Origin of the sequence: Pseudochelatococcus lubricantis, assembly GCF_011762225.1 — a bacterium.
Taxonomy (GTDB): Bacteria; Pseudomonadota; Alphaproteobacteria; order Rhizobiales; family Beijerinckiaceae; genus Pseudochelatococcus; species Pseudochelatococcus lubricantis.
This window is the reverse complement of the sequence record NZ_JAASQI010000006.1, coordinates 162,709-181,932: the sequence shown is the minus strand read 5'-3', so window position 1 is coordinate 181,932 and position 19,224 is coordinate 162,709. Positions and strand designations below refer to the sequence as shown.

At 65.9% G+C, this 19,224-nt stretch carries 18 protein-coding genes and 1 pseudogene; 10 read left to right on the top strand and 9 right to left on the bottom strand.

The genetic code is table 11. The annotated features are described in order from the left end of the window. Positions 1-14: 14 nt before the first annotated feature. The 5 genes from FHS82_RS13575 (at position 15) to FHS82_RS13555 (ending at position 4,735) form a co-directional block, all read left to right on the top strand. On the top strand, positions 15-443 hold the full coding sequence (locus FHS82_RS13575) for a thioesterase family protein (RefSeq protein ID WP_166953704.1): 429 nt from the start codon (positions 15-17) through the stop codon (positions 441-443). Then, the gene (locus tag FHS82_RS13570) at positions 421-819 is read left to right on the top strand and encodes a RidA family protein (protein WP_166953702.1); all 399 of its coding nucleotides are present in this window, start codon (positions 421-423) and stop codon (positions 817-819) included. Before FHS82_RS13575 ends, FHS82_RS13570 begins: the two co-directional genes overlap by 23 nt. Positions 820-907: 88 nt before the next feature. After that, positions 908-2,074, top strand: a complete 1,167-nt coding sequence (locus FHS82_RS13565) for an ABC transporter substrate-binding protein (RefSeq protein WP_166953701.1) — start codon at positions 908-910, stop codon at positions 2,072-2,074. Positions 2,075-2,131: 57 nt separating this feature from the next. Further along, positions 2,132-4,174 (top strand): 3-hydroxyacyl-CoA dehydrogenase NAD-binding domain-containing protein, encoded by a 2,043-nt coding sequence (locus FHS82_RS13560; RefSeq protein ID WP_166953699.1) that lies wholly within the window; start codon positions 2,132-2,134, stop codon positions 4,172-4,174. 75 nt (positions 4,175-4,249) lie between these two features. Continuing rightward, positions 4,250-4,735, top strand: coding sequence for a MarR family winged helix-turn-helix transcriptional regulator (locus FHS82_RS13555; protein WP_166953697.1), 486 nt, complete (start codon positions 4,250-4,252; stop codon positions 4,733-4,735). A gap of 15 nt (positions 4,736-4,750) precedes the next feature. Here FHS82_RS13555 and FHS82_RS13550 read toward each other — a convergent pair whose 3' ends face one another. From FHS82_RS13550 to FHS82_RS13515, 8 genes are all read right to left on the bottom strand, one after another. Then, positions 4,751-5,233, bottom strand: coding sequence for a flavin reductase (locus FHS82_RS13550; RefSeq protein ID WP_166953696.1), 483 nt, complete (start codon positions 5,231-5,233; stop codon positions 4,751-4,753). Positions 5,234-5,329: 96 nt separating this feature from the next. Further along, positions 5,330-6,070 carry an SDR family NAD(P)-dependent oxidoreductase gene (locus tag FHS82_RS13545; RefSeq protein ID WP_166953694.1) on the bottom strand — a complete coding sequence of 247 codons (741 nt, stop codon included), beginning with the start codon at positions 6,068-6,070 and terminating at the stop codon, positions 5,330-5,332. A gap of 10 nt (positions 6,071-6,080) precedes the next feature. Continuing rightward, positions 6,081-6,443: a hypothetical protein gene (locus FHS82_RS13540; RefSeq protein ID WP_166953692.1), complete on the bottom strand. Its 363-nt coding sequence runs from the start codon at positions 6,441-6,443 to the stop codon at positions 6,081-6,083. Between the two features lie 102 nt (positions 6,444-6,545). After that, positions 6,546-7,712: an acyl-CoA dehydrogenase family protein gene (locus FHS82_RS13535; RefSeq protein ID WP_166953690.1), complete on the bottom strand. Its 1,167-nt coding sequence runs from the start codon at positions 7,710-7,712 to the stop codon at positions 6,546-6,548. 386 nt (positions 7,713-8,098) lie between these two features. After that, positions 8,099-8,809: an ABC transporter ATP-binding protein gene (locus tag FHS82_RS13530; protein WP_377590251.1), complete on the bottom strand. Its 711-nt coding sequence runs from the start codon at positions 8,807-8,809 to the stop codon at positions 8,099-8,101. Beyond that, on the bottom strand, positions 8,809-10,578 hold the full coding sequence (locus FHS82_RS13525) for a branched-chain amino acid ABC transporter ATP-binding protein/permease (protein ID WP_166953688.1): 1,770 nt from the start codon (positions 10,576-10,578) through the stop codon (positions 8,809-8,811). The genes FHS82_RS13530 and FHS82_RS13525 overlap by 1 nt, the downstream gene beginning before the upstream one ends. Beyond that, entirely contained in the window at positions 10,575-11,618 is a 1,044-nt protein-coding gene (locus FHS82_RS13520) for a branched-chain amino acid ABC transporter permease (protein ID WP_166953686.1), read from the bottom strand. The genes FHS82_RS13525 and FHS82_RS13520 overlap by 4 nt, the downstream gene beginning before the upstream one ends. Positions 11,619-11,660: 42 nt before the next feature. After that, entirely contained in the window at positions 11,661-12,812 is a 1,152-nt protein-coding gene (locus FHS82_RS13515) for an ABC transporter substrate-binding protein (RefSeq protein WP_166953684.1), read from the bottom strand. A 590-nt stretch (positions 12,813-13,402) separates the two neighbouring features. On the opposite strand from FHS82_RS13515, the gene FHS82_RS13510 reads away from it, so the two are divergent. The 5 genes from FHS82_RS13510 to FHS82_RS13490 are packed head-to-tail and all read left to right on the top strand — an operon-like array spanning position 13,403 to position 17,931. After that, positions 13,403-14,215 carry an aspartate/glutamate racemase family protein gene (locus FHS82_RS13510; protein WP_166953682.1) on the top strand — a complete coding sequence of 271 codons (813 nt, stop codon included), beginning with the start codon at positions 13,403-13,405 and terminating at the stop codon, positions 14,213-14,215. A 19-nt stretch (positions 14,216-14,234) separates the two neighbouring features. Beyond that, positions 14,235-14,663 carry an organic hydroperoxide resistance protein gene (locus FHS82_RS13505; RefSeq protein WP_166953680.1) on the top strand — a complete coding sequence of 143 codons (429 nt, stop codon included), beginning with the start codon at positions 14,235-14,237 and terminating at the stop codon, positions 14,661-14,663. Positions 14,664-14,689: 26 nt separating this feature from the next. After that, positions 14,690-15,880 (top strand): thiolase family protein, encoded by a 1,191-nt coding sequence (locus FHS82_RS13500; RefSeq protein ID WP_377700186.1) that lies wholly within the window; start codon positions 14,690-14,692, stop codon positions 15,878-15,880. Beyond that, a complete protein-coding gene (locus tag FHS82_RS13495) occupies positions 15,877-17,118 on the top strand; it encodes an SDR family NAD(P)-dependent oxidoreductase (RefSeq protein WP_166953678.1) in 1,242 nt (413 codons plus the stop codon). The genes FHS82_RS13500 and FHS82_RS13495 overlap by 4 nt, the downstream gene beginning before the upstream one ends. A gap of 24 nt (positions 17,119-17,142) precedes the next feature. Next, complete coding sequence (locus FHS82_RS13490; protein WP_166953677.1) at positions 17,143-17,931, top strand: cyclase family protein; 789 nt, start codon at positions 17,143-17,145, stop codon at positions 17,929-17,931. A gap of 57 nt (positions 17,932-17,988) precedes the next feature. Here FHS82_RS13490 and FHS82_RS13485 read toward each other — a convergent pair. Further along, positions 17,989-19,224 (bottom strand): annotated as a pseudogene (locus tag FHS82_RS13485) (hypothetical protein); the annotation flags it as partial.

Sequence of the window (19,224 nt, the reverse complement as noted above, 5' to 3'; positions counted from 1 at the left end):
CACAGGAGTATGATGTGTTCGAGACATCGCGCCCCCTGCGCTTCAGCAACTGCGACCCGGCGGGCATCGCCTACTTTCCGTCCTACATCGACATGCTCGTCGGCGTGACCGAGGACTTTTTCACGGACATCGGCGCACCGTGGACGACACTCATCCACGAGCGCCGCATCGGCGTGCCGACCGTGCGGCTCGATGTAACCTTCGCGAAGCCTGCCTTCCACGGCGACCGGCTCGACTTCACCCTGCGCGTGGTCGGGATCGGCCGCAGCTCGCTCGACTTCGCCCATCATGTCGCCGTCGGCGGCGATACGGTCTGGACGGCGAGCCAGCGCCTCGTCGCGACGTCGCTCAAGAATCACCGGCCGATTGCATGGCCAGACGATATCCGCACCACCCTTTCCCACCATCTGGAGGTCAACGATGCACAAGGTCCTGCAACCTGACGGCTGGGCCAAGCCCCTTGGCTACGCCAACGGCGTGGAAGCGCGCGGACGCACCGTCTTCGTAGGCGGGCAGATCGGCTGGAACGCGCAACAGCAGTTCGAGACCGACGACTTCACCGGACAGGTGCGCCAGACGCTCGCAAACGTCGTCGCGATCCTCGCGGAAGCAGGCGCGGGGCCGCAGCACCTCACGTCGATGACGTGGTACTTCACCGACAGGGCCGAGTACAACGACAACCTCAAGGGCATCGGCCAGGCTTACCGCGAGATCATCGGCAAGCACTTCCCCGCCATGGCTGCCGTGCAGGTCGTCGCGCTGGTCGAGGAACGCGCCCGGATCGAGATACAGGCCGTCGCCGTCATTCCGGACGAGTGATCGGCGGGAACGACAGCGGTCTTCACGAAAACAACAAAAAAGAAACGCCGAAACGGACGGGGCAAGAAAACACAAGGGGAACTCTGTCATGAAACGTTACCAGAAGCTTCTTTTGTCCGCCGCGATGCTTGTCCCGCTGGTTTGCGGCGGCGCACGGGCGGAGATCGTCGTCGGCTTTATCACGGGCCTCAGCGGCCCGGTTTCGTCCATCGGCATCCCGAATGCGAAAGGCCTGCAGGCGGGGCTTGAGTATCAGGGCGAGATCGACGGCGAGAAAATCCGCATCATCCAGCTCGACGATACGTCGGATCCTTCCATCTCCACCCGCAACGCACGCAAGCTCGTGGAACAGGATCAGGTCGATTTCCTGATCGGCACCTCCGGCGCGCCGCAGACGGTCGCCATGGCCGTCACCGCGGTCGAGTTGCAGGTTCCGATGATCGCGATCTCGCCCATCTCGCCCGTGGCTCCGGGGAAGGATGGCCCCTGGGTCGCCCAGGTGCCGCAGCCGACCTCCCTGCTGGTGCAGGGCATCGTCGATCACATGAAGGCCAGCAACGTCAAGACCGTCGCCTTCATCGGCTTCAGCGATGCCTTCGGCGATCTGATGTACAACTCCCTCGTCCAGGCGGCCGGAGCCGCGAACATCAAGGTGGTCGCGGACGAGCGCTACGGCCGGGCGGATACGTCGGTGACGGCGCAGGTTCTGAGGGCCGTATCCACGCGCCCGGACGCGGTCATGATCGGCGGCACCGGCACGTCCGGCGCGCTGCCGGTGCTGGCCCTGAAGGACAGGGCCTACAAGGGCGCCGTATATGGCAACCACGGCATGATCAGCACGGATTTCCTCCGCATCGCCGGCAGCGCGGCGAACGGGATCATCTGCCCCACCGGGCCGGTCACGGTGGCGGAACAGCTGCCGGAATCCAATCCGATCCGCAGCGTGGCGCTGGCCTACCGGGCGGCCTATGAGAAGGTGAACGGCGCGCCGCCGTCAGACGGCTTTTCCGCCTATGGTTTCGACGGATGGATCGCCTTCGTCGACGCGGCGAAGCGGGCGAAGGCTTCCGGCGCACAGCCGCGCACCCCGGAGTTCCGAAAGGCGCTGCGCGAAGCCATCTTCAACACGCGGGAATTCGTCGGCACGCAGGGCATCTACAATTTCAAGCCCGACAATCTCAACTGGGTCGACGAACGGGCGCGCGTGCTGATCCGCATCGAGGACGGGAAGTGGAAGCTTCTCCCGCCCTTGTAACGGGAGCGCAGACGCGCCCGCGCTCCGCCCGCCACGACCGGCATCCGTGAGGTTTTCATGTCCGTCTCCGTCCGCATCGACGATCGCATCGCGCTGATCACCATTGACAACCCGCCGGTCAACGTCACCTCCCACGCCGTGCGCGAGGGGCTGATGGCAGCCCTCGACGAAGCCGGGGCGGCGGATGTCGGGCGCGTCATCCTGACCGGCGCCGGCAAGACCTTCGTCGCCGGGGCGGATGCGCGGGAGTTTTCCGCGCCCCCGCGGGAGCCGCATCTGCCGGATATCGTGGCGCGGATCGAGCGTTTTCCCGTTCCGGTGATCGCGGCGATCAACGGCGCGGCGCTCGGCGGCGGGCTGGAACTCGCGCTCGCCTGCCGCTGGCGCATTGCCGCACCCGCCGCCACGCTCGGCCTGCCGGAGGTGACGCTCGGCGTCGTCCCCGGCGCGGGCGGCACGCAGCGGCTGCCGCGCCTCACCGGCCTCCCGGCGGCCCTGTCGCTGATCAGCGAGGGGCGGATCGTTGCCGCGGCGGAAGCCTTGCGCCTCGGCGTTATCGATGCGGTCGATGCCGATCCGGTCGCGGCCGCGCGCGCCCTGGCGCTCACCGACCGTCCCGCGACCGGCGACCTGCCTGCGCCGGCCGCCGCCGACGCAGCCATCGAGGCAGCACACCGGCAGGCCGCCAAAAGGATGCCTGGACAGACCGCGCCGTTGGAAGCCATCGAACTTGTCGCGGCCGCTGCCCGCCTGCCGCTCGCCGAAGGGCTGGCGCTTGAGCGGCAGACCTTTCTCAACCTCAAGACGTCCGATCAGGCCGCCGCGCTGCGTCACGTCTTCTTCGCCGAGCGCGCCGCCGCCGGACGCGGCCGCGAGGGCGGCGCCGACATCCGCTCGGCCGTCGTGGTGGGCGGCGGTACCATGGGCTCGTCCATCGCGTATGCGCTCGCCGGCATCGGCATCGACGTCGCGCTGGTCGAGACCGACGCAGCCGCGGTGGAGCGCGCCCGCGCCAACGTGACGAAGCTCTACGACGACGCGGTCAGGCGCGGCAAATCCACGCCCGAGGCCGCTGCCGCCGACAGGGAAGCCCGCTTCACCTTCCACGCCGGCTACGACGCGCTCCCCGCCGCCGACATCGCCATCGAGGCGGCTTTCGAGGATCTGGACGTCAAGCGCCGTATCTTCAGCGCTCTCGACCCGGCGCTGCCGGAAACGGCGGTGCTGGCCACCAACACCTCCTATCTCGACGTCAACCGCATTGCCGAGGGCATCCGCAACCCGGGCCGGTTCCTGGGCCTGCATTTCTTCAGCCCTGCCCATGTGATGAAGCTGCTTGAGGTGGTGAAGGCGCGCGAAACCGCGCCGGAGACGCTCGCCACCGCGCTGCGGCTCGCGGCGCGGCTGAAGAAGATCCCGGTGCTGGCTGGCGTCTGCGACGGTTTCATCGGCAACCGCATCCTCACCCGCTACCGCCAGACAACCGACATCCTGCTGATCGAGGGCGCGACGCCGTGGCAGATCGACGCCGCCATGCGCGGCTTCGGCATGGCGATGGGCCCCTATGAGGTGCAGGACCTCTCCGGCCTCGACATCGCCTATGCCAACCGCAAGCGGCTCGGCTGGAAAACGAAGAAGGACTTCCGCTACATCCCCATCGCCGACCGCGTCGTGGAGGAGACCGGGCGGCTCGGCCGCAAGACCGGTGCGGGCTGGTACGACCATGCGGAAGGCCAAGCCAGCCCGTCGGCGCTGGTCGGGCGCATCGTGGAGGAGGAGTCGGCCAGGGCCGGCATCGCCCGCCGCAGCTTCACCGATGAGGAAATCGTCGACCGCGCCGTTACCGCCATGATCGAGGAGGGCTTCCGCATCCTTGAGGAAGGCATTGCCGAAAAGGCTTCCGATATCGACCTCGTGCTCGTCCACGGCTACGCCTTTCCGCGCTGGCGTGGCGGGCCGATGCACCACGCGGGCCGTATCGGCCTCGCCGAAATCGAACGGCGGCTCGCGGCGTTCGCTGCCGCCGATCCTCTATCGTGGAGCGTACCCAGCCTGCTGCGGCGCGCTGTCGAAGAGGGGCGCGATCCGGACGGGTTGTAAGGAATGCCGCATTCGCCCTTCGCCATCCGCCGGCCGGACGTGCTATCGTCGTCCCGCAATAGACCGGGACAGACGATGAGCAACGCCCTTCCGCTACCCGACGAAATCCGCAAGGACTTTCGCAAGACTGACTGGCCGTTCTACTGGATCGTCCGCGTATCCGCGGTCTATACGCAGGTTATGGAAGGCGTTCTCAAGCCCATCGACCTCGACATGCCGGCGTGGCGGGTGCTGATGTCGCTGCACGAGGGCCAGTCTCTCAGCATTTCCGAAATTGCCGATTTCTGCGTCATACGCCTTAACACGACGACCAAGATCATCCAACGCATGACGACAGAGGGGCTGGTGGAACGTCACCAGAGCCGGTCGGATGGCCGCGTCACCGAGGTGCGCATCACGGAAAAAGGCGAACAGGCACGCCGCTTGGCCTGGGCCGAGGCGGAGCGCATCTTCTCCGCCGGCTTCGAGGCGATCGATCCTGCCGAGATCGAGGCCATGAACGCCACGCTGCATCGCGCCTTCGCCAACTTGCGCCGTCTGCGCGAAACCGTGGATGATTGAAGAGCCGCCCGCCACTCAGGCGGGATGCAGATGGTGGAAGCTGCGGTTGAAATAGACGAGGTTTTCCGCCTCCCGCATCCTGATGCGCTCGACTTCGCACATGAAGATGGTGTGCGTGCCCACCTCGACGCAACCGGCAATCCTGCAATCCAGCGCCGTGGGGGCATCGCTGAGCACCGGCGATCCCGTGGCCAGTGTTTCCCACTCCCCGCCGGCGAACCTGTCGTCGCTCGACATCCGGTTGCTCGCGAAAGTCTTCGACAGCGCCTCGTGCCGCCCCGCGAGGATATTGACGCAGAGGACACCGTTCTCGCGCACGATGTCGTGCGAGCGGTTGGCGCGGTTGATACATACGATCAGGGTCGGCGGCGAATCCGTCACCGAGCACACCGCCGAAACCGTCAGGCCGCGGCGGCCCGCGGGGCCGTCCGTCGTCACCAGATTGACGCTGGCACCGAGCCGGCTCATCGCTTCGCGGAATTCATCCGAATTGACCATCAAGTGTTACTCCCGCAGGCGGCCTGCCGACACGTTGTTGCCGGGCGGGCACGGATGGCGCGCTCGATGCCGCCGGTCCGCCGCCCGCCCGGACCTTCAACGCAGGTAAAGCCCGCCGTTGATATCCCATGTCGCGCCCGTCACGAAGCCCGCATCGGGCGAGGCGAGGTGCAAAACGGTCCGCGCCACGAACTCCTGCGAGCCAAGCGTGCCGACCGGAATGGTCGACAGAACGCCGGGCATGCGGTCGGCCGGGATGGTGCGGTGGACGATGGGCGAGTCGAGCGGCCCGGGCGCGATGGCGTTCACGGTGACGCCGTAGGGGGCGAGATCGCGCGCGAACACCTTCGTCAGCGTCAGGATCGCGCCCTTGGAGGCGGCATAGTGGGCGCCGGTCGCCGTGCCGCCGTTCTGCCCCGCGAGCGAGGCCAGGTTGATGATGCGGCCGTAGCCGCGATCCCTGAAATAGCGCCCGAACACCTGCGAGCCGGTGAAGGTGCCACCGGCGTTGATCGCCATCACCTCGTTGAACTCTTCCGTGGTGATGTCGAGCACCGGCTGGGCCCGCGTCACGGAGGCGTTGTTGACGAGCACGTCGACGCGCCCCCACTTCTCCACCACCTGCGCGAGAGCGGCTTCGAAATGGTCGCGTTTCGCGATCTCCAGTTCGAGGCCGACGGCCGTTTCGCCCGTCCCGTCCAGCTCCGCGGCGATCTCCAGCGCGCGCGCATGGTTGCGGCCCGTGACGGCGACGCGATAGCCGGCGCCGTGCAGGGTGCGGGCGATGATCTCGCCCAGGCCGGCCGTCGCGCCGGTAACGACTGCAATCTGCGTCATGAACAATGCCTCACAGATTGGGGATGACGAGTTCGCGGCCGATGCGGGCCTCGACACGGCAGAACTTCCACAGACGGTATTCGCCCACCGGCGTCGTGCGGAACAGGTTGCAGCCGGCGACCACGGTGGCGTGATCGGGTACGTCCGCCAGGATGTAGGCAGTCCACGGCCAGCCGTTGGGCGAGGTGCCGACCATCGTCTGGTCGTCATCGATGGTGCCGAGAATGGTCACGCCCGGCAGGTTCCTGAGGTCGTTCAGCATCGTGCCGAAGGCCTTCCAGACGGTGCCGATCTCGGCGGCGGGCAGATCGAAAAAGTTCTGCTGCACGGCGATGCAGAACAGGACGCGCAACGGCTTTGCTTCAGTGGTCATCATGGTTCCCCTTCTTTTGCTAGAGCGCGTTCCGATCAGAATTCGCTCAAAATAAGAAATCTAGAGTCTGTCCTGTTTACGTTGAAACAGGACAGATTCCAGTCATGGATAACCGGGTACGCCCGGCTGGTTGAGCAGCGCGCCGCCCGCGCTCTCCCACGTGCCGAGGCCGAGGAAGGCGTGCTGCGCGACGGCGGCGGCATCGTTCATCGCCCGGCCGAGCGGATGATGGCGGACGATGGAGCGCGTGCCGCCCGCGACGTAGGCCGCGCGCGCCACCTCGGCGCCCGCGTGGGCGGCACTCGTCGCGCCAAGACGCAGGCGAATGCGCTGTTGCTGGCTCAGCTCGTCGCCGGCGAGCAGCGTCTGCCAGGCATCCTCGATGGTGTCGTAGAAGAAGCCGCGTGCGCCCGCCAGCGCCGCCTCGCCGCGCGCGAGTTCCGCCTGCACATAGGCCCGTTTGGCGAGCAGCGGCGCGCCGGTGATGGAGCCGTCGCCGCCGGCCATCTCGGCCAGCACGTCGAGCGCCTCGCGCGCGGTGCCAAGCCCGACGACAGCCAGCACCTGCGCGGCGATCGCCATGGAGGGATAGCGGAAGATCGTCCCTTCCCGCCTGGACTTTCCGCCGCGCACGAAGGTCCAGTCCCGCGGGATTTCGGCATCCTCCAGCACCACATCATGGCTGCCGGTGGCGACCAGGCCGATGGTGTCCCAGTTCTCGTCGACGGTGACGCGCCCGCGCGGCAGCACTGCCATGCGCGGCAGGCCGCCGTCGTCCCAGCCTTCGACCTTGACACCGACGCCGACAAGGGAGGCGCCCGTCACGCCCGAGCAATAGTTCCAGCGCCCGGAAACCGTCAGCACGTCGCCGTTCGTCCGCGCCGGCTGCGGCGGGAACAGCGCGCCTGCGAACACGGTATCGGGATCGTTGCCATAAATTTCCGCGAACCGCTCCGGCGGCAGCCCCGCCAGATAGACCGACGAAACGCCGAAGCTCGCAACCCATGCCGTGGAAGCATCGGCGACCGCGATGCGCTCCAGCAGGCGGCAGAAATCCGCCGGCGAGAGTTCGTCGCCGCCGAACTCGCGCGGCACGAAGGCCCGGTAACAGCCGATCTGCTGAAGTTTGCGCACGACGTCCTGCGGCACATGGCGGAGGACCTCGAACTCAAGGCGGCGCCGGCGGATTTCGGCGAGGACGGCATCCATGTCGATGGCGGGTTCCGTGCCGGCTGCGGCCGGCCCTCCGGGAGCGGTGTCTGTTGTCATGATCGTACATCCCTCTGTCGTTGGGTTCGTCGTCCGGCCGCCCGCGTCTTCACGCTGGTGATTATTGTCGCGGCTGCGTCGGCGGGCCAGTCTGCCCGTCATCGTGCATATCCATCGAACCAACTTACGTGAAAGTTACCGTAATTATGCTTGGAGTCAATATCTTTTTTAAATATATAGTGTATTTTACTTTGTAAAACGCAAATATCTCCGGACAATAATTCCAGAGCAGATTGAATAACAATACTGAAACCTTGCGCTTACAGATCTAAACTGGTTTTCGCATGGAAAATCTCCCTTTGCCTATTCTCTCCGTGCGCCTTTTTCTGATCCGGCGCTGCGGAGGCATCGGGCGGCGGCCGGGTCCCCTGCCCGGCCGCCGCCATTCAGTGCTCGCCCAGATAGGTGGCGATCAGCCGGGGATCGTGGATGAGATCCTTCGACGGCCCGGCGCTCGCCAGTTCGCCGGTTTCCAGCACATAGCCGAAGTCGGCGGTCTCCAGCGCCGCGCGGGCGTTTTGCTCCACGAGCAGCAGCGACACGCCGAGATCGCGCAGCGAGCCGATGACGTGGAAAATCTCGCGCACGATGAGCGGCGCAAGCCCGAGGCTCGGCTCGTCGAGCATCAGCAGGCGCGGCTTGGTCATCAGCGCCCGCCCCAGCGCCAGCATCTGCCGCTCGCCGCCCGACAGCGTGCCCGCGAGCTGGCTGCGCCGCTCGCGCAGCCGCGGAAAACGGTCGTAGACGGCATCGAGATCGCGCGCGACATTGTTGCGGTCTCGGCGGCTGTACGCGCCCAGGATGAGGTTGTCGGAGACCGACATCTCCGAGAAAAGCTCGCGCTTTTCCGGCACCAGGCACAGGCCGCGCTCGACGCGCGCCTCGACATCCAGCTTCGACAGATCCATGCCGTCGTACAGGATGCGCCCCTTGTAGGGCAGGAGCCCCATGACGGCGGTCAGCAGCGTCGTCTTGCCCGCGCCGTTGGGGCCGATGACGGTCGCGACGCGGCCCGCCTCGACGGACAGGCTGACCCCGCGCACGGCCTCGACCTTGCCGTAGCTGACGCTGACGTTCTCGACGGAAAGCAGCGACATCAGCTCACTCCTCCAAGATAGGCTTCCTGCACGCGGGGATCGTTGCGCACGTCTGCGGGCAGGCCCTCACAGATCTTGGTGCCGAAATCCATCACCACGATGCGGTCGACGAGGTTCATCACCAGTTCCATGTCGTGCTCGACGAGCAGGATCGTGAGATGCTGCGCCCGCAGGGAACGGAGCAGCTCGGCCAGGGCGATCTTCTCCTGACGCCGCAGGCCGGCGGCGGGCTCGTCGAGCACCAGCAGCACGGGGTCGGAAGCAAGGGCGCGCGCGATCTCAAGCACGCGCTGCTGGCCCAGCGCGAGGTTACCCGCCTGCTCGAATGCCTTGTCGGCAAGGCCAACCCGTTCGAGCTGCTGCCACGCCTCGTAACGGGCGCTCGCCTCCTCGGCCCGGTCGAGCCGCAACGCCGACGAGAGAAAGCTCGCCCCGGTGCGCTGGTAGGCGCCGAGGGCGACGTTGTCCAGCACGCTCATGCGCGGGCGCAGCTTCACGTGCTGGAAGGTGCGCGCGATCCCGGCGCGCGAGGCCTCGCGCTGCGCGCTTCTGGTAACGTCGAGACCGGCAAAGCGTATCTGCCCGGACGTCGCGCGCAGAGCCCCGGTGATCAGGTTGAACATGGTGCTTTTGCCGGCGCCGTTGGGGCCGATCAGGCCGACGATCTCGCCCGCCCGGATCTCGAAATTCACCTTGTTGACGGCGATGAGGCCCTGAAACCGCTTCTCGGCATCCTGCACCTCAAGCAGCGGCGTGCCGGGCGCGGGCTGCTGCCGGCGCGGCAGGGGCGTCGCCGGCGCGGGCGGCGCTTCCGCGGACTTCGGCAGAAAGCGCGTAACATAGGGCACGATGCCGTTGCGCGCATTCTGCAGGAACAGGATGAACAGGAAGGAGAACGCCACGATCTCAAGCTGCCCGGAGGCGCCGCCCGCGATCAGCGGCAGGATATCCTGCACGTAGTCCTTCAGCAGCGTGATGAGGGCCGCGCCGACGACAGCGCCGATGGGGCTGCCGGAGCCGCCGATCATCGCCATCATCAGATATTCGATGCCCATCTTGGCCTCGAACGGCGTCGGGCTCACGAAGCGCCCGAGATGCGCATAGAGCCAGCCCGAGATCGCCGCGAGCAGCGCCGCGATAACGAAGACGGCCAGCTTGATGCGGAAGGCGTCGACGCCGAGGCTCTCCACCAGCAGGTTGCCGCCGCGCAGCGTGCGCATCGCCCGCCCCACGCGGGAATCGAGCAAGTTGTAGGCGAGCACGAGCGCCGCGATGACGATCACCCAGATCAGGTAGTAGATCTGCGTGCCCGACAGCAGTTCGAACGGGCCGATGGCGATGGGCGGAATGTTGGCGATGCCGTTGAAGTGGCCGAGCCCGTCGATGTTGCCGAAGAGAAAGGCGATGGCCAACCCCCAGGCGAGCGTGCTCAGCGACAGGAAATGCCCTTGCAGCTTCAGCGTCACCAGCCCGAGAAAGGCCGCGATGCTGCAGGTGAGGGCGATGGCGAGCAGAAGGCCGATCCACGGCGAATAGTCGTTGACCGCCGTCGCCCACGCCGTCGCATAGGCGGCGATACCCACGAACGCCGCCTGACCGAAGGAGACGATGCCGCTCACGCCCGTCAGCAGGGCAAGGCCGATGGCCACCAGGGCATAGACGCCGATATAGTTCATCAGCGTGATGCTGAACGAGTTGAGCGCGTAGGGTGCCGCCAGGAGCAGAAGGGCCGCCGCCACGCCCGCCGCACGGATATGGTTAGGGCTCATTCTTCGATGTCTTCTTCTGAATGGGTGGAGGCAAGGGAGCGCCAGATAAGGATCGGGATCAGCAGCGAGAAAACGATCACCTCCTTGAGCGCACTGCTCTGGAAGGAAGCGAAGCTCTCCAGCAGGCCGACGAACAGCGCGCCGAGCGCCGTCGAGGGATAGCCGACGAGCCCGCCGATGATAGCGCCCACGAACGCCTTGAGGCCGAGCAGGAAGCCGGAATCGTAGAAGATCGTGTTGACGGGGGCGATCAGCACCCCCGACGTGCCAGCCATCAGCGAACCGAGGATGTAGGCGATGGCGCCGGAGCGCGCGGGCCGGATGCCCATCAGCCGTGCGCCCGTGCGGTTGACGGCGGTCGCGTGCAACGCCTTGCCGGTCAGCGTGTAGTCGAAGAAAAGATAAAGGCCGATGCTGAAGATCACCGACGTGACCACGATAAGGATCGTCTGCCCGGAGATCAGGATGCCCGCGACATCGAACGCAGCCTCCGTCAACGGCTGGGTGCGGACGCCCTCCGGCCCGAAGAACAGCAGGCCGAGCCCCGACAGCGCGAAATGCAGCGACACGGAGACGATGAGCAGGAGCAGCACCGACGCATCGGCGATGGGGCGGAAGATGATGCGGTCGAGCAGCGGCGCGATCGGCAGCACCAGCAGGATAGCGAGCGCGATGCGCGCCGCCATCGGCAGCTCGAAACCGATGCCGAAGCGCACCAGGGCGACCACGAGCAGCGGCAGGCCGAGATAGAACAGGAGGGCGCGGGGAACTGCGTGCAAGTCCCCGCGCCGCACAAGAGACACGACCTCTATCAGGGCCGCGATGACGGCGAGCGCGATGACAAGGCTGATCGTGCCCGGCACCTGCCGGTTTTCCAGCGCCGCGAGCGTCAGCGCGGTGAAGGCGGCAATATCGCCGAACGGGACGAAGATAACCCGTGTAACCGTGAAGATGAGCACGAGGCCGATTGCGACCAGAATATAGATGGCGCCGTTGGCGACACCGTCTATTCCGAGGATCGCGGCGATTTCAAGCGTCATTCTGCGTCACGCCTTCCTGTCGTTGTTGAACGGCCAGCGGCCTCAGGGTTCGTATTTCCAGGCGCCGTTCTGAAGGCGCACGAGCACGAGGCCGCGCTCGTCGACGCCATAGTTCGAGGCGGGCGTAAAGTTGTAGATGGCATGCACGCCGGCGAGTTCCTTCGTCTTGAAGATTTCGTCCTTGAGCGCCTGCCGGAACTCCTGCGTGCCGGGCGTGGCCTTCGCCTTGGCGCGCGCAGCCGCTTCCGTGAAGATCAGCCAGGCGTCGAACGAGTAGGCGGAGAAGCCATCCCTCGTCTCGCTCTTGTTGACCTTCTCGTAAGCCTCACGGAAGGCGAGCGAAATCTTCTTGGCGAAGTGGTCGTCGGGCAGCTGCTCCGCCACGATGACGGGCCCGGTCGAGACGAGGATGCCCTCCGCCGACTTGCCGGCGACACGGATGAAATCCGCGTTGACGAGCGCCGGCGTGCCGTAGATCTGGCCCTTGAAGTTGCGGTCGGCGAGGGTCAGGATTGGCAACGCGCCCTGCGTGCCGGAACCGCCGATCAGAACGGCGTCAGGGCGGCCGGCGAGAATCTTCAGGATCTGGCCGGTCACCGACGTGTCCGTGCGCGAGTAGCGTTCGTTCGAGATCACCTTGAACTGGCCGGCCTGTTCCGCAGCTTTCGCGCCCGCGTAGACGAAATCGCCCCAGGCATCGGAAAAGCCGATGTAGCCGGCGTTCTTGACGCCGTCGCGGTGCATGCGGTCAGTGACGACCTTGACCATGAGCGCCGGCGGCTGCGGGACGGCGACCGTCCACTTTTCAGCACCTTCCTTCTCGTTGAGATTGATCGGCGAGATGGCGATGAACGGCACCTTCAGCTCGCTCGCCACGGAGGCGATGGCGATGGTGGCCGGGGCGGTCGCGGTGCCGATGAGGATGTCGACCTTTTCTTCCTCGACGAGCTTGCGCGCGGCGCGGGTGGCGGCGGACGGATCGGAGCCGTCGTCGAGCTGGATGAGCTGGATTTTCTCGCCGTCGACCTCACCACGGTATTCATGGCCGGCGGCGATGCCCTTGGCATACGGGATGCCGATCGAGGAGCCGTTGCCACTGAGCCCGGTCACGAACCCGACCTTTATATCCGCCAGCGCCGCCTGCGCGGAAAACACGCCGGCGAGAAGCGATACGATGGATAGCCACTTGTTCATCCTGTTTCCCTCACTCGTTTTATTGTTCGATGACGGCTCGAAAGGCGGCTGTCGTCACGGCGGAAACCGGACCGGCAGACGGACGACGCCGGTGTCAGCCCCGGCGATACCCGTCTAAACCATCGCAGGAACGGGTGACGACGCAAACTTCCGCGCACATTCGTTTCAAACTTGCATGGGAGGCACTCTCCCCGGATGGCGCCTGTCAACCCTCGACTGCGGCATCCTTAATTCCCCTTACGCGACTAGCTCGCGTTATTATTTTAAGCTTAGAAGAATTTCACAACGCAAGTCAATGGCATATTTCAGACGTGGCGCTTCTTTTCGCAGGCGGCCTATGACGGCATCAAAATTTCCATTTTTTGCCAATATGTTCATCCATTCCTCCCTCATTTTTGGCAGACTGACCGCACACGCAGCAAGCCATTGGCCTATGCCGCTGCAAGATTATTTACGGCGACTGCTCACCTCGGTTGACGGTCCAATTAGTTTATGCTTTAACTTTTTAACCCGCTAAGAACACGTCCGGCCGTCAGCAGCCGGAAATGATTGATCCGGTTGAGAATCCGGCAAGAACGGGCGGAGAGGACATGCGTATTTTCTGGCAGAGCTTTGTGGATGCGTCCGCAAGCGCGCCGTACATGACGCGCCTGCAGGACTATCTGAACGGCATCGCCGCCCCCGGGGTGACGGTGGAAGTGGCGGGAATATCGCCGCCGGATCGCGATTTCGGCCGCCTCAGCGAGCTGCGCTGCGCCATTCTGGCGATCGACAACGGCCTTGCGGCTGAAGACGCCGGCTATGATGCCGTCGTTATGGGCCATTTCCAGGATCCGGGCCTTTATGAGCTGCGCGCCTCGCTGCGAATCCCTGTGATCGGCACGGGCGAGGCGTCCTTTTACGCGGCGGCACAGCTCGGCCGACGCTTCGGCCTTGTCACACTCGACAGCGTTTTCGAGACGTGGCATCTGGAGCAGGCGGCGCTCTACGGTCTGGAGCACCGGGTCGTCGGCGTGCGCGGTCTCGATTGCACGCCCGCCGATTTCAGCGACGCCTTCGCCGGCGACGACGATGCCCACGCCCGCATGTGCGCGGCCTTCGCGGCCTGCGCGCAACCGCTGGTCGACGCAGGAGCGGACGTCGTCATCCCGGCCGGCGTCCTGCCCGGCCTGCTGCTCAGCCGCGAGCGCGGCCTTACCGTGGGGCGGGCGCCCGTCATCAACTGCGCGGCAGTCGCCCTGAAGAGTGCCGAGATGTGGGTGCAGTTGCACCGGCTGAACGGCATCGAACCGAGCCGCGGACCGGCCTTCGCCCTGTCCCCCGCACGGGCGCGGGAGGACTTCCGTGCACTCGTCGCCCGGGGGCGCGGGCCGCAGACCGCCGGAGGCGATACAGCATCATGAGAAATGAGGAAAGCCAGCGATGACGAAACCTGAAAAGATATTTTACACCGCACAGGCAAGCGCCACCGGCGGCCGGCAGGGAGAGGCCGCCAGCACCGACGGGCGGCTATCCGTACAGCTCTCCGTTCCTGCGGGGCTTGGTGGCGACGACGGCCCCGGCACCAATCCCGAGCAGCTTTTCGCCGCCGGCTATGCCGCGTGCTTCCTCGGCGCGGTGAAGCTCGTGGCGCGCACGCGAAAAATCCCGCTGGCGGACGACACGACGATCACCGCCGTTGTCGGCATCGGGCCCGTGGCGGTCGGCTATGCGCTCGCGGTCGAGCTGCGGGCGTCGCTGCCGGGGGTAGAGCCCGACCTCGCCCGGGAGATCGTCGCGCAGGCCCATGAGCGCTGCCCCTATTCCAACGCCACGCGCGGCAACGTCGACGTGACGCTGACAGTGGTTTAACGAACTTGCGTTTGAAGGACATGTCCGTGACCCGCCCAGAACCGCAGGCCACCCGCACACCTTACGATGACGTGGTGCTGGTCGCGCCCGTCACCGTTCCTTACGTGCGCTACTCCATCGAAGGCGCCCATTGGTGGATCGGCCGCGCCCTGCAGGCACTCACACGGGAGGCCGGCATCGCGCCCGGCGCCATCGACGGCCTGTGCCTCGCGAGCTTCACGGTGGGGCCGGATACCGCCATCGGCATCACCCAGCACTTCGGCCTGTGCGTGCGCTGGCTCGACCATGTGGCGATGGGCGGGGTCAGCGGCATCATCTCTCTGCGGCGGGCCGCGCGCGCGGTGCAGGCGCGCGATGCCGACATCGTCGCCTGCGTCGCCGCCGACACCAACCACCCGGACAGCTTCCGGCGCACGCTCTCCACCTTCTCGCGCTTCGCGCAGGACGGTGTCTACCCCTACGGCTCCGGCGGCGCGAACGCCAGTTTCGCCCTGATCGCCCGTCATTACATGGAAAAGTTCGGCGCGACGCGCGAGGACTTCGGCAAAATCGCCGTCAGCCAACGCAGCAATGCCTTGCGCAATCCCAACGCACTGATGAAGACGCCGCTCTCCCTCGACGACTACATGAACGCGCGTCCGATCAGCGATCCCATCCATCTGTATGATTGCGTGATGCCCTGCGCAGGCGCCGAGGCCTTTCTGGTGATGCGGCGGGAAACCGCGACGCAGCTCGGCCTCGCGGGCGCACGCCTCCTCGCGACGATCGAGCGCCACAATGCCTTTTCCGATGACCCGATACAGGTACGCGGGGGCTGGGCAAAGGATATCGGCGAACTCTATGCCATGGCCAGCATCAGGCCGGACGACCTCGATGTCGTCCAGACCTACGACGACTATCCCGTCATCGTCATGATGCAGTTCGAGGATCTCGGCTTCTGCGGCAAGGGCGAAGGGCCGGACTTCGTGCGCCAGCACGACTTCACCATCGACGGCAGCTTTCCGCAAAACACCTCCGGCGGCCAGCTTTCCGTCGGGCAGGCGGGAGCTGCCGGCGGGCATCTCGGCATCGTCGAGGCGATGCGGCAGGTTCGCGGCGCGGCCGGACCGACCCAGGTCGCAGGCGCACGCCTCAGCCTTGCGTCCGGCTTCGGCATGATCAATTATGATCGCGGCCTTTCCTCCGGCGCGGCCATTCTGGGCGGAGACAACGCATGACCGACCCCATCGCCCCCCCCCGCCGGAAAGATCCCCTCAAGCGCACGCGCCAGCCCACCCTGCCCCCGGCCGAGCGCAGCCGCAAGGCGCACGGCCTCATCCGCCCGGCGGCGGAAGGGCGCTTCATGCTGCCGCGATGCGGGGAGTGCGGCACGTTCCACTACCCGCCCCGGGAAGCGTGCCCGGCGTGTTTGTCGTTCAACGTGAAGCTCGCGGACGCGCCGGCCGGCGGCATTCTGGCGAGCGAAACCACGATCAGGGTGCCGAGCGAGGTCTATTTCCGCGAGCGCGCGCCGTGGCGCGCCGGCATCGTCACGCTCGACTGCGGACCGGCGGTGATCGCGCATCTGCACGCCGACTGCACGCTGGGCGCGCGCGTGACGCTGTCCCTGCAGCTCGACCGCAGTGGACAGGCGGTCGCCTTCGCCCATCCCGCGACGAGGACTCCGAACATGGCCGACGACCGGCAATGGCGCGAATTGACCGCCGATCCCAAGTTCCGCCGTGTGCTGGTGACGGATGCGCGCGGCCCCGTTGGCCTTGCCGCCGTCAAGGCCCTGAAGGCGGCCGGCGCCGGCACGGTGTTCGCGGGCGTGCCGGAACAGTGGAAACCGTTTGCGGGTGAGGCGGAGCTGCGGACTCTTGAAGGCGTGAGCATCGTGCCGCTCGACGTGCGCGACGACAGATCGGTGCGCGATCTCGCCGCAGACATCGGCGCCAAGGTCGACATCCTCGTCAACACCGCCGCCCACATCCGCCCCGGCGGCGTGCTGGACCGCGATGGCCTCAACGTCGTACGGGAGGAGCTGGAAACCGGCTACCTCGGGCTGGCGCGGCTCGCGCAGGCATTCGGCCCCGTCATGCGCGCGCGCGGCGCAGATGGCGTCAACAGCGCGGCCGCGTGGGTAAACATCCTGTCCGTGTATGCGCTCGCGAACCTGCCGGCCTACGGCGCCTGGTCGGCCTCACAGGCCGCGTGCCTGTCGCTCGGCCAGTCGCTGCGCGCCTCCTTCCGACCGGGGGGCCTCAAGGTCGTCAACGTATTCACCGGCCCGCTCGACATTGAGTGGTTCCAGACCGAGCCACCGCCGAAGGTCGCCCCCGCCGCGCTGGCGCGCGCCGTCGTCGATGCCCTGCAGCGCGGGCTGGAAGACGTCTTCGTCGGCGACGTCGCGCAGGATATTCACGCGCGCTTCATCGCCGATCCCAAGGCGCTGGAGCGGGAACTTGCCGGTTGAGGCCAGAAACGCCGGAGGAAATGCATGCCAACCTGTGACCTGTCGGGCTTTGCGGAAGCAATCGCCTCCGGCGAAATCGATGTCGTCGATCTGACCTTCACCCTTTCACCCGATTTCCCCGTCATCGTCATGCCGCCGGAAATCGGCCAGTCCGCCCCTGTGCGCATCGAGGAAATCTCCCGCTACGATGCCGCGGGTCCCGCGTGGTACTGGAACAACCTGAGCTTCGGCGAGCACACCGGCACCCATTTCGATGCGCCGGTGCATTGGTATACAGGCCGTGACCTGCCGAACAACAGCGTCGATACCCTGCCGACGCGCCACATGATCGCGCCGGCCATCGTCATCGACTGCACGCGCGAGGCGGTGGCCGATGCCGATTTTCTGCTCACGGTCCCGTTTCTCGAACGGTGGGAGACGGCGTACGGGCGCATCCCCGTCGGCGCGTGGGTGCTGATGCGCACGGACTGGTCGAAAAAGGACTGGCGCGCCTATTCCAACCTCGGCGACGACGGCGCGCATACACCCGGCCCCGACGCGGCCGCCATGCAGTGGCTCGTCATCGAGCGCGACATTCTGGGCTTCGGCACGGAGACCATCGGCACGGACGCCGGCCAGGGCGGCCATCTCGATCCGCCCTACCCCGCCCACCACTTCCTGCATGGCAACGGCAAGTACGGCCTGCAATGCCTGACCAACCTCGACCGACTGCCCGTGCGCGGCAGCGTACTCGTCGCCGCGCCGCTGAAAGTGCAGCGCGGCTCCGGAAGCCCGTTGCGTGTACTGGCGCTGGTGCCGAAAGAGGTAGCGTAAAAGACTTCGGCCGAGATCAAGCACTTGCAGAGCATGATCCGATTTACAGAAATCGGATCATGCTTCGGCCTGAGACCGAAGCTGCGCCTCCATGTCGCGATAGGCGTATATCGTATCGCCGTCCGCCTTTCTCAATAACCCGAAACGCAGGTGTCCTTCCTGCAGCATGTCCAGCATCTCGCGAGACTGGTCGGCAGACAGCATGTTCAGCATCTTTGAATATGCCTCGATCGCGGCGGCTCCATTATTTTTCAGCGCCAGGAATAGCCCCGGGACACCGTCTGCGCGCCTGGCTTCCAGTAGGCTACCGAGAAAAGCGGCACGCTCTTCCCGCGTCAGACTGAGCCCTTTCAGCAGTGCTCCATAGGCCTCAATCGCGGCAGCTTGATTATTTTGCAGCGCCATGAACAGCCCCGGAACAACGTTTGCATCCCTGGCCGCCAGCAGACCGGGGAGAAGCGACACGCGCTCCTCCGGCGTGAGGCGAAGCCTTCCCAGCAGTGCCCCATAGGCCTCAATCGCGGCAGCTTGATTATCTTGCAGCGCCATGGACAGCCCCGGAACAACGTTTACATCTTTGGCCGCTAGCAGACCGGGGAGAAGTGACGCACGCCTCTCCGCCGAAAGGTTGAGCCTCCTCTCCAGCAATTCACCGTAAGCCTCAATCGCGGCAGCGCAATTACTCACCAAGGCCACGAACAGCCCCGGGACACCCTCTGCGTCTCTGGCCTCCAGCAGGCCGGAAAGAAGAGATGCATGCTCCTCTCCCGTGAGGGCGAGCCCCGCCAGCAATTCACCGTAAGCCTCAATCGCGGCAGCGCTATTATTCTGCAGCGCCATATAGAGAGCCGGCACACCGTCTGCGCGCCTCGCTTCCAACAGGCCGGAAAGAAGGGACGCGCGCTCCTCCCCTGTGAGGGCGAACTCCTTCAGCAACGCCCCGTACGCCTCGATTCCGGCAGCTCCATTATTTTGTAGCGCCACGAACAGTCCGGGGACACCGTCTGCATCCTTGGCCTCCAACAGGCGGGAAAGAAGAGACGCACGCTCTTCCCGCGTCAGGCCAAGCCCATTCAGCAGTGCCCCATAGGCCTCGATCGCGGCAGCTTGATTATTTTGCAACGCTATGAGCAGCCCCGGAGCACCGTCTGCATCCTTGGCCTCCAGCAGACCCGGGAGAAGTGATGCGCGCTCCTCTGCCGTGAGGGCGAGCCGCGCCAGCAACCCCGCGAATGCCTCGATCGCGGCAGCGCTGTTATTCTGCAACGCCACATGGAGGCCCGGCAAACCGTC